This is a genomic window from Thiothrix winogradskyi (assembly GCF_021650935.1).
Taxonomy (GTDB): domain Bacteria; phylum Pseudomonadota; class Gammaproteobacteria; order Thiotrichales; family Thiotrichaceae; genus Thiothrix; species Thiothrix winogradskyi.
The window spans coordinates 3,246,699-3,259,492 of sequence record NZ_CP091244.1; the positions used below are offsets into that span (position 1 = coordinate 3,246,699).

The 12,794-nt window shown below is 52.1% G+C and carries 10 protein-coding genes; 4 read left to right on the forward strand and 6 right to left on the reverse strand.

From position 1 onward, the window contains the following. Position 1: 1 nt before the first annotated feature. The gene (locus tag L2Y54_RS16140) at positions 2-1,258 is read right to left on the reverse strand and encodes a YihY/virulence factor BrkB family protein (RefSeq protein WP_236497616.1); all 1,257 of its coding nucleotides are present in this window, start codon (positions 1,256-1,258) and stop codon (positions 2-4) included. 98 nt (positions 1,259-1,356) lie between these two features. On the opposite strand from L2Y54_RS16140, the gene L2Y54_RS16145 reads away from it, so the two are divergent. Then, positions 1,357-2,046, forward strand: coding sequence for an iron-containing redox enzyme family protein (locus tag L2Y54_RS16145; RefSeq protein WP_236497619.1), 690 nt, complete (start codon positions 1,357-1,359; stop codon positions 2,044-2,046). 85 nt (positions 2,047-2,131) lie between these two features. Here the strand turns inward: L2Y54_RS16145 and L2Y54_RS16150 are convergent, their stop codons facing one another. After that, complete coding sequence (locus L2Y54_RS16150; protein ID WP_236497621.1) at positions 2,132-4,903, reverse strand: S8 family serine peptidase; 2,772 nt, start codon at positions 4,901-4,903, stop codon at positions 2,132-2,134. A 257-nt stretch (positions 4,904-5,160) separates the two neighbouring features. Beyond that, the gene (locus L2Y54_RS16155) at positions 5,161-6,171 is read right to left on the reverse strand and encodes a DUF2235 domain-containing protein (protein ID WP_236497623.1); all 1,011 of its coding nucleotides are present in this window, start codon (positions 6,169-6,171) and stop codon (positions 5,161-5,163) included. 187 nt (positions 6,172-6,358) lie between these two features. Here L2Y54_RS16155 and L2Y54_RS16160 point away from each other — a divergent pair, with 187 nt between their 5' ends. Both L2Y54_RS16160 and L2Y54_RS16165 read left to right on the forward strand, forming a co-directional pair. Next, positions 6,359-6,988 (forward strand): response regulator, encoded by a 630-nt coding sequence (locus L2Y54_RS16160; protein WP_236497625.1) that lies wholly within the window; start codon positions 6,359-6,361, stop codon positions 6,986-6,988. Next, positions 6,985-8,814, forward strand: a complete 1,830-nt coding sequence (locus tag L2Y54_RS16165) for a sensor histidine kinase (protein ID WP_236497627.1) — start codon at positions 6,985-6,987, stop codon at positions 8,812-8,814. Before L2Y54_RS16160 ends, L2Y54_RS16165 begins: the two co-directional genes overlap by 4 nt. Here the strand turns inward: L2Y54_RS16165 and bioA are convergent. Further along, positions 8,759-10,069 (reverse strand): adenosylmethionine--8-amino-7-oxononanoate transaminase, encoded by a 1,311-nt coding sequence (gene bioA, locus L2Y54_RS16170; RefSeq protein WP_236497629.1) that lies wholly within the window; start codon positions 10,067-10,069, stop codon positions 8,759-8,761. The genes L2Y54_RS16165 and bioA overlap by 56 nt on opposite strands. Positions 10,070-10,280: 211 nt before the next feature. On the opposite strand from bioA, the gene L2Y54_RS16175 reads away from it, so the two are divergent. After that, positions 10,281-10,892: a lytic transglycosylase domain-containing protein gene (locus L2Y54_RS16175; protein ID WP_236497631.1), complete on the forward strand. Its 612-nt coding sequence runs from the start codon at positions 10,281-10,283 to the stop codon at positions 10,890-10,892. Here L2Y54_RS16175 and L2Y54_RS16180 read toward each other — a convergent pair. Together L2Y54_RS16180 and ubiH are read right to left on the reverse strand one after the other, a co-directional pair. Continuing rightward, positions 10,889-11,494: a 2OG-Fe(II) oxygenase gene (locus L2Y54_RS16180; RefSeq protein WP_236497632.1), complete on the reverse strand. Its 606-nt coding sequence runs from the start codon at positions 11,492-11,494 to the stop codon at positions 10,889-10,891. The genes L2Y54_RS16175 and L2Y54_RS16180 overlap by 4 nt on opposite strands. Then, positions 11,491-12,705 (reverse strand): 2-octaprenyl-6-methoxyphenyl hydroxylase, encoded by a 1,215-nt coding sequence (gene ubiH / locus L2Y54_RS16185; RefSeq protein ID WP_236497635.1) that lies wholly within the window; start codon positions 12,703-12,705, stop codon positions 11,491-11,493. The genes L2Y54_RS16180 and ubiH overlap by 4 nt, the downstream gene beginning before the upstream one ends. Positions 12,706-12,794: the final 89 nt, after the last annotated feature.

The window sequence follows — 12,794 nt, forward strand, 5'->3', positions numbered from 1 at the left end:
CTTACTGCACCTCAACCGGTTTCACAGGCTCAGTCTCCAAGAGTTCCTTAACGGTCATCTGCGGGTTCTCTGCCAATTCTGCCAACCAAACCGCAGATAAGCCGGTTTGCTGACGGATTTGTGCCGCCTGGCGCTGCTGCTGGGTGTCGCCTTGCCAAAAGTAGCGGCGCATGTCGGCAACTGTCAACCGTTCCGGGGTGCTGCGCAGTAAGTAATGCGCCAGTTCGCCATCATCACGGCTGAGAACACCATAGGCTATCAAGTCATCCAACACATCTTCCAGCAGGAAACGTGAGACCGGAATAGCGCGGCGCAATTCATCCAGAGTCGGCGGTGGCTGTTGCCGGAGAAAACGTTGCCCCACCTCACGCAGCACGGCTGCCGCGAGCATTTCACGGGTTTGCACACTCGCCTCGGCAGGTTGCTGCACCAAATACACCGCGTCGGGGTATTGGAAATAATACGCCAGCCGCGCCCCGGTCAACACAATAATCCAGCCCACATACATCCATAACATGAATAAAAACAAGCTGGCAAAAATCGAATAAATCGCCGTTTGCTGCCCAGAACTAACCACAAACACCGCAAATAACCAGCCTGCGATTTGCCACACGATGCCAGCAAATGCAGCACCGCCCAAGGCTGCCCAGGGTTTGACCCGCGTATTCGGCATAAACAGGTACAAAAACGCAAACGCCAAAATAATCAACAGCGTGGGGCTAAGTTGCACTACCACACTGAGCGTCATTTCCAATGCAAAGGTGGAATGCAACCAAGCGTGGTTGGTCACTGCCGTCCACATTCCCAACGCCGAAAACAGCAGGATCGGGCCAACCAGCACCACACTGAGGTAATCGCGGAATTGCAACAGCAAAGAACGCGGGCGTTTCACCCGCCAAACATGATTGAACGCTTCCTCAATCTTCTGCATCAGTGACACCACGGTGTATAGCAGCATGATCAATCCCGCAAAGCCCAACACGCCCACTTGCACATTATCGACGAAACTTAGCACCTGTCGGGTCAATTCCTCGGCTTTTTCACCTAAAGGCATCAGTAAATTAAGCAGTAATGGCTCTAACTGGTTGTGTACCCCGAAACCTTTGAGCACCGAAAACGCCAACGCCAGCAGCGGCACCAGCGACAATAAAGTGGAATACACCAGCCCCATCGCCCGCAGTGTAATGTTGCCCTGATGCATATCGTGAAACAGGGCAATAATCAAAGCATGTGAGAAATTCAACCATTTCTTGAGCATTACGGTCGTTTATCAGTAAAAACTTATGGAAAATTCCGGTTTAACCCCCACTGCTGCTACAGTTGGGCACGTCAACCCATTTTAGAAGGCACAGCACCATGAACGCACCTGTTTTCCTGCAAGAACTCAAAGAACGGGTCAATGCCCACCCGTTTTTACGTCACCCGTTCCTGCAACAGTTTTCGACACAGCCGCTGACATTTGCGCAAGCCCGCACCTTCGCACTGTTGTATTACCCCCATATTTTGCGCACCCGTTTGTATCAGGCAAATGCATTGGGCGTTACCCCGGATGAGCGCATTCAAGCCGTGCTGGCTGATATTTTGTATGACGAATACGGTAATGGCGACCCGTCCAAATCCCACATGGAGGTTTACCGCAAGTTGCTACGTGCCGTGGATTGCAGCCCGGAAGAGATTACCAACCCGCCGATCACGCCCGAACAGCAAGGTTATATCGACACCATGATGCGCATTACCCAAGGCACTGACTGGCTGGCAGCCGTCGGGGTGGCGGGCATTGCCGGGGAATGGCCAATTCCACCGTATTACCGCCTGTTACTGACAGGGTTACGCACTGTACCGGGCTTGGATGACGATGCACTGGAATTGTTTATCGGGCATATTGACTTGGATATTGAACATTCCCGCATGATTGAGGAAGCCATTATGCCGCATCTGGAAACCCGTGCAGGGCAGGATTCGCTGTGGCGCGGTATTAACCTCAACCTGAATGCGCGAATCGTGCAATTGAATGGATTGCAGCGTGAAGTGTTTGGTGCTGGCTAAACCCTAAACGGGGCAAGCATAAGCTCGCCCCGTTGCTATTAACGTTTAGCCAGTATTATTAGCGTTTAGCCAGTATTATTAGCGTTTAGCCAGAATTCTGCGTATCGGCAAACACACAAGGAGCATCCGTGTAACTCCATGCCTGTAATTCCAGTGGCACAGATCCCTGACCAGCCTGTAACAGACTTTTACGCCGCTGTATTTCCAATTCTAGCAACTCATTTTCCAGACAGGCTTTGCGGGCTGTGGCTCGCTCACGTTCCAGACGAATATGCTCGGCAGCTTCCTGCATTGGGTCACAGGATGAACAATGTGCCAATTCCGCTTCATATAACGTACCATCGGTTGGCAATGTCAATAGACGTTTGCCTTGTGCCATTTCGCCGACCGTCGGGGCGTGGCTCAAGAACCGACTGATTTCCTTACCAGTGTCATCATCCAGATCGTCAGCAAAACGCCACGGCATTTCTTTGCCAATGCGCCATTCAACCGCTTCAATGTAAGATGAAGCGCTGTACAGTTCGTTTACCCTGCGCACGTAGTAGGTCACGGCATGACAATGATTGGTGTTTTTCAGGATGCGGCTGGTTGCTGTACGGTGTTCCTCATCTTCAAACGTGCTAATTGTCAAAGATCGTTCCGCTTCAATAGCCTGTGATGCAGTAACGGCAAAACGATTGAATTGCTCAAACGATGTCTGCACCGATGCACCGCTTGCCAGACTGGTTTCGGTATCTACCCCAAATTCTCCGCTGAATTTAGGTGCACCAAAGAAACCCGCCAACCCACCTCCCGCAGACACTGAAGTATCAGCGTGTGTGCGAATATCATTGAGGATGTGGGTATAGGTATTGGCATCCATACTGCTACGTGTCTGTGATAAGGAACTTAATACCTGTCGGAACGAGGTATGCACACTGACCCGCTCACTCGCGGACCTGACACGCCGGTAACGGTCATACTCATGAATACGAATTTCTTCACCCGGTAACAAGGTTGTCGTGTACAACAAGCCACCTTGCTGCCGCCCTTGCAGACAGAGAGCATGACGATAGGTGACTCTGATTTGCAGACGTTGTTGAGAATGCATTAACTGATCAAACATCCGTGTTTCATAAAAATACATGCAACGTTCATGCGGCAACCATGGCACTGGCGCAGGTGCACGGCACGCAGTAGGCGTCTTCTGTAAGCAATCACCACCACAACCGCTACAAGGTTGCGCTACATCGGCAGCATTATTAGTTGGTATTAAGGCACAGGCTGCCAGCAATGCGCGTTCCGCATTGATACGCCCGTAACCGACTTCCTCATTCCACACCCCGCTGGGCTTAGAGGGTAGATGTGCATAGACGTATAACGCCGGTGAAATTTTGTCACAAGTCTTTTCGATCAAATGGCGTACTTGCACATTACTGAATGAAGGGTTCAGGCTCAGGATCAGTGCCGCCAAACCAGCTACATGTGGTGTGGCAGAGGACGTACCATTAAAGCCCAACGTGTAATCATCTGTTGAATAACCGTCAGTACCGAAACGATCCGTTGTAGGAATTTCCAAACAAGGGGCGACAACATCGACATCCGCCCCGTAACAAGCACCCCACCAACTTTCGCTGGAACTATCACCACTGCGTTTACGTTCGTCACTACGGTTACTACCGCCCACGCAAAGGGTGCGGGCATCACTACCGGGGAAACGTGACAGGGGCTGATCTTCATTACCAGAGGCTGCGACCAAAACCAATCCTTTATCATACGCATATTGCAACGCATCACGTACAAGGTCGAAATCCCAAAAATTCCAATCGGCATACACCCCAAAGCTCATGCTGATTACCCGTGCTCCGTTATCTGCTGCGAAGTACAAGCTTTCGGCAATATCCACATCCGCCCATGTTGCGGTAGCAATAGCCATGATTTTGACACCCGCAGCCACGCCAGCAATACCTTGGTTGTTATCAAACCGCGCCCCGATAATGCCAGCACATGCTGTGCCATGATCACCCACTGGGCTACCATCCGGTATATCACTGGACGCATTCCACGATTGTGGGTGCAACAATAAATCGTGATGCCCCAACTCCACACCCTCATCAATCACTGCAACGGTAATGCCAGGGCTGCCGCGCGTAATTTCCCAAGCACGCGGAATACCGATGCGTTGCAGCCCCCACTGTTGGGCAAACAAGGGGTCATTCGGCGTAAACTCTTCCGTCGGAACTTCGCAGCGCTGCGTACCACAAGTAGGTGAAAACAGAGGAATATTTTCAAATTTGACCGCATCATCCACCGAGCTTGCTGTCAATGTTTTAAACGAAGCACGCGCTTGTGCAGCCGCTGTCAATGCCGTATTGCCTTTCGCAGTACTCGCATTATCAACAGTGACCGCTACCCATCCCGGTAAACGGCTAGGACGCTGCGTATCAACCTTGAGATTGCTTGCCAAAGGCGCTAGACCACCGGCACGTTTAAGCACATTTTCTTTCAGGTAAAAACGGGTTGGGTTAATGGCAAACACACTTTCTGCTGCACTGCCTGACTGAGAACGCATACCAAAGGCAACCCATGCCACTGCCGCACTGTTTTCCAGTTGTTCCAGAACTGCCTGACTGATGGTATCGCCAGACTGGGCTTCTACCCAAGCCAAACCATCGGTTTGGTTTACTTTTAATGCAGGGCGAGCGTTAGTGCTTTTCACTAAAACCAGCCCCAAGGATTGCAACAACTGTTGCTTGTCTTGTTGACTGATACTGCTCATCCAACGGATTGCTAGATAACGGGATTCTTCCCGCACCGCTCCTGCTGCCGGATGCATCAGGGTAGCCCGTTCCGTTGTTGTTAATTTTCTCGTAGCCATTGTCTCTATCTCCTTGGTCAGTTTGCTAAATGGGCAGCTTTATCAACTGCCGACAAGGAGTATTCTCAATAAAAACAAAGAAATAAATAATGACGCACTTACGGTATTTTCGAATATGGCCATCACTTGCTCAGGTGATGAAAATTAAGCTAATGAGCATATTAACGCCAAAAAAACCGCCACAGGGCTTTCCCCATGACGGCTAAGGTGCAGACCAGATAAAACGGCAATCAATCTACCGCCTCAAGCTATTCACTTTACAACAAGGCTTCGATGTTTTTCGGGCGGTAAGTCGGCACCGCTTTGATACGTGCAAATACAGTGGAATGCAGGTTAGTCCGCTCCCCCTTGAAAGCCCGTCGAAAACCTGAACCCAGTGAAAACACCTGATAGAGTTTGTGGTTGAAATCACAGGCAGGGTTTGGCTCGACTGATTCCGGCAAGTTGGCGTAATCCAGCCCCAGACCCGTTTTAGCTGCCTCATCCAGCATCCACTGCAACGTAATATCTGCCAATCCACGGGTTTCATGCTTGCCGCCGCCCACTGCACCGTGATGCCCGACAAACCACATTTCCTGCAAATCCACCCCGGCTTGTTGCGCCTTGTTCGACAACTCCATATGAGTGACGTTGAACACCTCACGGGTTTCATCCAATGCAATGGCATGGCGCACCCGCTGCACAATCGGGCTAAGTTTGGTATCGTGAAACTGGTATTTCTTATTGATCAGATTATCCAGTGGAAAATAAGGCAACAGATCCGGTATCCCCAATGCACCTACCGTATCCCAGCAGCCCATAAAATCAATCAGCACCTCGCGTGATAACTTCTGGCGGAAAGCGGCTTTGGTGGAGGCTTCGGGTCTGATGTCGCGATCACGATAAAGGCGATACGCTTCCGCCGACAACGTAATCCAGCGCCGTTCCAGCAAACCGCAGGCGTAAATAAAACCAGCGAGGCTGCGTACTGTGTAAGCCCCACGGCTGAACCCAAACAGGCAAATTTTATCGCCAGCTTCATAATTCAGGCACAGGAAACGGTAAGCATCCAGAATGTTTTTATCCAGCCCCAAGCCAAATGCACCACTCAGGTAATGGCTGATACCGTTACTATCCGCCCCCAAGCCTTCATCATAGTAAATTACCTGATTAAGACCCGTGTCGTCTTGATCACGCAACGCTTGTACCAACTTAACAATATTGGTGGGACTGTCATTGTCAGGGCTTTGCCATGTCCCGTCACAACACACAATTAAACGCTTTGCCATGAATAGCTCCTCTTGCTCCTGCTTGATTCGGTCACTTTAACACCCTTGGTGATAACAGTTTAATCACACTAACGAGTGATAATTTCCAACACCGCATCCCTAGAACGAGTGATTACAAAAATATCAGGTGAACGCTTACACTCACGACTAGACTCAAGTTTTAGCCACAACCCCTGTGACCACTGACATGAATAAGCCCATCAGCATTATCGTTGTCGAAGATGACCCGGTTGTCCTCAACCGTTTCATGACCATGTTCACCACCAACCCAGCGTTCCGGCTGATTGCCGCGTGCAGCAATGCGACTAGCGCCCGCAGCGTCATCAATAGCGACACAGCCGACGTATTGCTCACCGATCTGGGCTTACCGGATGGCAACGGCTTGGATTTAATTCGCCAGTGCAGCGATTTGCACCCCGACACCCAGATTATGGTGATCAGCGTCTTTGGCGATGAAAAGCACGTTATCACTGCTATCGAAGCAGGTGCTACCGGGTACATCCTCAAAGATGACGACTCGATGGAAGTAGAACAATCCATCCAGCAAATGTGTGCCGGTGGTTCACCCATCAGTCCAGCGGTCGCCAGCCACTTACTCAAACGCCTGCGCCCTGAAGCCGATGAAGTCAAACTAACCAAGGCGGAAATGGAAATCCTGCGTTGCATCGCCAAAGGTTACACCGCCCAAGAAGCGGCGGATATGAAACACATTTCCTACCACACCGTCACTTCGCACATCAAAAGCATCTACCGCAAGCTGCACATCAGCACCCGTGCTGAAGCCGTCTACGAAGCTGTCAAACGGCATTTGTTATGAAAATAGTGTCAGGTTTACGGATTTTCTGGTGGCTTCCCCTTTACTTGTTCGTGCTTTACCAACTGACGCTGCAACTGGACACCTTAGCCTCTAGCCCAGAATCTAGCTGGCAAACACCCATCACCGTAGCGGAAACCGGCGTAACGCATACCACTGGCACGATTCGTATTCCAGACAATATTCACAGTCTGACCGAACCGATGTTGCTGATTTTACATATCAATCAGAACATCATTATTCGTTACCCTAATGGTGATGTCGTGGGTACTGGCGGCAGCATGGAAACCCCGATTTCACGTAATAAACACCGCCCCTTGCTATTCCGTTTGCACGCCCGAATGGTGTCACCCGGTGATCACCTCAGTTTTGAAATAGCATCCCCACGCCGCACCGCTGCCATCGCCAATGTTTACATCGGGCCAAACGCAGTCCTAGAACCGGTATGGCAACGCCATAATCTGATGCGCCAAGGTGTCGTTAAAGTACTGATCGCCACCTTGCTGATTGCCGCCCTATTGATCAGCAGCATCTGGTTATTTTACCCGCGTCGTAAGGAATACCTTTGGTATGCCATTGGCACAGCGCTGTGGGCAGCACACAGTACCAACCACGTCATCCGTGATATTCCGGTCAGTGATTGGCTGTGGGCAGCACTAGTCCCATTCACGATTGGCGTGAGCATACTCGCCATTATCACCATGATTTACTACTACATGCCGTTAGGGGAAAAAGGTGAACGTCGTCATAGCCGCTCGCTTAAGTATTTATGGGCAGGTGCATTGCTGTTAGCCGTTCCCCTGTTTTTTCTGCCTTACGCATCGGGTTTACAGGCAAAATATCACCTTGTCTGGTATAGCCTGTTAGTGATGTTGTTCATCTTGGTACTGGCTTATGTGGTGCAGATTTACTGGGAACAGCAAACCACCAAACGCCTTTTATTCGTGCTTTCCGGGTTTGCCATGCTGGTATTTGGTATGCATGATGTCTGGGTCTATGACCGTAAAGATGATATTACCCGCCCTTACCTGCTGCATTTCGCCGCCATGTTTACCTTATTGACCCAATATTTTCTATTGGTACGGCGCTTTGTATTAAGCCTGCGCGAAACTCAATATTACGCCCACCATCTGGAAGAACTGGTCAGCGAACGCGAGCAAGAACTGGAAGCCAATTACCAAAAAATGCGGGTCATGGAACAGGAAAAAGCCGTGGTTGACGAACGCGAACGCATTATGCGCGACATCCACGACGGTTTCGGCGGGCATCTGGTTTCCACGCTGGCAATGTTGGAACAGCCCGACACCCGCATTCCTGTGATCAAAGAACATATTCAGGATGCCCTGAATGATTTACGGCTGGTAATCGACTCGCTGGATTTTGACTCGCAAAACATCACCACCGCACTGGGCATGTTCCGCAGCCGCAATAGTCGCAAGATCAAACAAGCGGGATTTGAACTGCATTGGGCGGTGGAGGACATTGCCACGCCCGCTGGTTTCGGCGCAGAAAAGACGCTACAACTGTTACGTATTGTGCAAGAAGCCATCACTAACGCCATTAAACACAGCGGCGGTAACACCATCACGATCAGCACCGGCACAGATCCCGACGGTGAGCATAGTTTCGTGCAAATCGTCGATAACGGAGCGGGGATACCAAGCAATTACCAGCCCGGCAAAGGTTTGACGAGTATGCGCAAACGCGCCGCAGCGATTGGGGCGCAACTCTCACTTGGCAACGCCTTTTCTGATAGGGGAACAAGCCTGCGAATTACTCTACCACTAACTGTTCAAGCCCTGATGCAATCACCGCATACGCCTGTTTAAGCTCAGCTTCGGTCACACAATACGGTGGCAACACATACACCACATTCCCCAACGGACGCAATAATAAGCCCCGTTCATGGAAAAACGCTTTGAGTTGCGCCCCTATCGCCGAGGTATAACCGGCATCAGCCGCCACCACATCGAAAGCCGCAATCGTTCCCATGACCCGTACCCGCTGTACCAACGGATGCCCTGCCAAGGTTGCCAGCCCTTGCCGTTGCCAGCGTTCGATTTGCGGCAATTTTGCCAGCGTCTGTTCATCCTCAAAGACTTGCAAGGATGCCAAGGCTGCCGCGCACCCCAAGGAATTAGCGGTGAAAGAATGCCCATGAATCAACGCCCGGTCAAAGCTTTCACCCAAAAATGCCGCGTAAATGGCTTCGCTGGCAACTGTCACCGACATAGGCAAAAACCCCGCAGTCAGCCCTTTCGACAAGCAAATAATATCCGGTGTCACTTGCGCCTTGAGGGAGGCGAACAGCGCCCCCGTGCGCCCAAATCCCGTCATTACTTCATCGAAAATGAGTAAGATACCGGCTGCACGTAAACGGGTCGCTAAAGCTTGCAAGAATTCGGGGCGGCACATACGCATCCCGGCGGAACCTTGCACCAACGGCTCCATAATTACCGCCGCGAGGGTATCGCCGTGATCGGCAAGGTAAGCGTCAAGCTGTGCTAAGGCGGCTTGCTCTTTGGCGGCGACTGCCGTATCGCCATCCCACGTTTCGGGGAAGGGTAACAAACCGACTTCAAACAACATGCTGCCGTAAGTGTCAAAAAATCCGCAACCTTTACCCGCCGACATCGCCCCTACCGTGTCGCCATGATAGCCGCCTTCAAAGGCGAGGAAACGGGTACGCTGGGTTTCACCGTGATTGCGCCAGTATTGCAGTGCCATTTTCAACGCCACTTCCACCGCAGTGGAGCCGTCATCACTGAAAAACACGCGGGTAAGACCAACCGGCAAGCGTTGCACCAGTTCGTGTGCCAGTTGCGCGGCGGGTTGGTGCGTGAATCCGGCGAAAATCACCTGTTCCAGCGTGTGCGCTTGGCGGGCAATCGCGGCGGCAATAGTGGGGTGAGCGTGTCCGTGGATATTCACCCACCATGAGGAAATCAGGTCGAGGAATTCGCGTCCATCTTCGGCGTAAAGACGAATACCTTGCGCGGACGCAATCGGAATGGGATCGGGCGCAGTTTGGGCTTGGGTGAAAGGATGCCAGACGTGGCTGCGGTCTAGGTCAATAATGTTCATACAAATTTTCACCTTGAGAAATCAGTTGTTGAAGACCACCAATCATCCGAGCCTTTCCTCCACTCTGCATTAACCTGCTTAGCCTAACACGGAACCCCACACCGTACCCACAACCGAAGATGCACACAACTCACCCAAACCCTGTCCCCCGCCTACGTTCTAGGATAGAATCCCCAACGTGTCTTTTTAAAGTAGTGTGTACAATTTGCCTATGAAACTGAAATCGTTTACCGCGCAGCTCGCCATGTGCGTTGCGTTGCTGGGTGCGTCAACCAGTAGTCTTGCCGGGTCGTGTGATAAACAACATGTGAACGTGATCCGCCAACAAGCACAGCCTTATCAACAAGCTATTAACCAAGCCGCCATCAAATACCGCGTAAACCCCGCCCTGATAAAAGCCGTGATTACCGCCGAAAGTTGCTTTCGTAATGAAGCCAAATCGCACAAAGGTGCTGGCGGCTTAATGCAACTGATCCCCGCCACTGCAAAACGCTTTGGGGTCAACGATCGTTTTGACCCGGTTGAAAATATCGACGGTGGCACACGCTATTTGCGTTGGTTATTAAACCGTTATAACGGCAGCATTCCCCATGCGATTGCCGCCTATAACGCCGGTGAAGGCAGGGTTGACCGCTACGGGGCGAACGTTCCCATTCAAGAAACGGCTGTGTATACCCGACGGGTATTAAACGCCTACGGCAAATTAGCCAGTAACGGGAACCGCCCCCCGGCACGCGCCGTACAACCACAACTCATTAGGGTCAGCCACGCTGTCAAGAAACCAGCGCCACGCTTTATCTGGGATGAGTTCGGCGACAATTAAAAAACATTGCTAGGGCGGCGCAACCACCCCGTCAAGCTGAAGCGCTCCCGCGTTGCCGGGAGCACTTCATGCCAGAACACCTCACTGCGGAATAGTGCCAACTGCCCCGCTTGAGGTATTATATCCACGTATTCCCCACCCGCATCACCACTGGTATACAAGCGTAATTGCCCGCCATCCGCCGCTGCCCACGCCTCATTCAAATACAGCACCGCGCTGATAATCCGCGCTGACGTACCCCGGAAATTATCCAGATGTTGCTGATAACACGCCCCCGGTGGATACACCGCAAAATGTGCCTCAAACTCCGTCAACCCCAAATACAACGACTGATTCAGATTCACCCGCAAGGCTTCAATGAAACCCTGATAGTCTGCCAACGCGCCCGTCTCTGCCGGTTCCAGCCATAACACCTGATCCCCACGGATTGCCTCATTCACATTCAAACCTTGCCCGCGCCCAATCCCCGCCGCGTGAAACGCACCGGCTGCCCGGTTTTGCTGCGCTTGCTCACGCAATTCACGACACTGCGCCACAGACAACAAATCAGGCAATACCACCCAGCCACGTTCGACCAAGCCATCCACTACCGTATCCATCATACCCGCAACCCCAAACCCCGCGACAACCGCGCTTGCTGATGATTCAAGCCCATGCTTTGGCGCGTAATCCAATGCCGCAACGCTGGTACACGATCCACCGCCAATAAGCCACCCGCCCGTGCATGACCCAAGGGTGCAAAATCGTTGGAAAACACCCGTACCAGCGTATCGGTATACTGCACCACCGCTGCATAATCCGGTTGCCGCCGCTGTTCATACACACTCAGCAACGCAGCATTGCCAGGGTCTGTCCCCGTTTGTGCCGCTTCTGCCAGCAAATCCGCCAAGGTTGCCACATCGCGCAAGCCAAGATTCAAGCCCTGCCCCGCTACCGGGTGTAAGGCATGGGACGCATTGCCAATCAACACCGCCCGCCCCGCTACTTCACACACCGATTTCTGCAACACCAACGGGTAAGTGGCTCGCTGCCCTACCCTGGCAAATTCACCCTGCCGATAGCCAAATTCCGCCTGTAGTTTGCGCAGGAAAGCCGCGTCATCCAATTGCATGGTGGCAGCAACATCCGCATCCTGATGTGTCCACACCAGCGAATAGCGCCCTTGCGTCAAGGGCAACAATGCCAGCGGGCCATGCGGGGTAAAGCGTTCGTAAGCGGTATGCCGATGCGGTTCTGCCGTGGTGACATTCGCAATGAGGGCAGTCTGATGGTATTCACGCCGTGTCACCGCAATGCCCAACATTTCGCGCACCTTGGAATTCACCCCATCCGACACCACCAGCAAACGGGTTCGCACCGTGTCCACCACGCCATCGCGTTCGATACTCACCGTCACGCCATCCGCATCCTGTTCCAGCGCAAACACACTGGCGGGAACGTATTGCGCAATCTCACCTGCCGCTAATTCGTCGTACAACAAGCGCCCCAGCACCCGGCTTTCCACCACATAACCCAAAGCAGGCACACGCTCCTGCGCGGCTGACAAACGGGTTGCACCAAAATGCCCACGATCCGAAATGTGAATGTGCTGAATAGTCTCCACCCCCGAATGCAGCTTATTCCACAAACCCATCCCCCGGTAAATGCGGCTGGAACCATACGCCAGCGCAATCGAGCGGTCGTCATAACTTGGCTGCTGCGCTGCACCGAAATGAAAGGCTTCGATCAAGCCGATTTTCAACTTCAACGGTTGAAGTGCCACGGCTAAACTTGCCCCTACCATCCCACCACCGACGATCAAAACATCAAACATAGCGCTGCTCACTGGCTGAAATCATGCTGCCATCCTTGAACAAAGCAGACACGCTGTCAAGCGACCAACACTTTACCGAAAATCGCCTA

Bases quoted from the DNA above. Each gene is read 5' to 3' on its own strand.
- L2Y54_RS16160 (WP_236497625.1), top strand. From the start codon at position 6,359: ATGAATAAGCCCATCAGCATTATCGTTGTCGAAGATGACCCGGTTGTC.
- L2Y54_RS16155 (WP_236497623.1), bottom strand. From the start codon at position 6,171: ATGGCAAAGCGTTTAATTGTGTGTTGTGACGGGACATGGCAAAGCCCT.
- bioA (WP_236497629.1), bottom strand. From the start codon at position 10,069: ATGAACATTATTGACCTAGACCGCAGCCACGTCTGGCATCCTTTCACC.
- ubiH (WP_236497635.1), bottom strand. From the start codon at position 12,705: ATGTTTGATGTTTTGATCGTCGGTGGTGGGATGGTAGGGGCAAGTTTA.
- L2Y54_RS16175 (WP_236497631.1), top strand. From the start codon at position 10,281: ATGAAACTGAAATCGTTTACCGCGCAGCTCGCCATGTGCGTTGCGTTG.
- L2Y54_RS16145 (WP_236497619.1), top strand. From the start codon at position 1,357: ATGAACGCACCTGTTTTCCTGCAAGAACTCAAAGAACGGGTCAATGCC.
- L2Y54_RS16180 (WP_236497632.1), bottom strand. From the start codon at position 11,494: ATGATGGATACGGTAGTGGATGGCTTGGTCGAACGTGGCTGGGTGGTA.
- L2Y54_RS16165 (WP_236497627.1), top strand. From the start codon at position 6,985: ATGAAAATAGTGTCAGGTTTACGGATTTTCTGGTGGCTTCCCCTTTAC.
- L2Y54_RS16140 (WP_236497616.1), bottom strand. From the start codon at position 1,258: ATGCTCAAGAAATGGTTGAATTTCTCACATGCTTTGATTATTGCCCTG.
- L2Y54_RS16150 (WP_236497621.1), bottom strand. From the start codon at position 4,903: ATGGCTACGAGAAAATTAACAACAACGGAACGGGCTACCCTGATGCAT.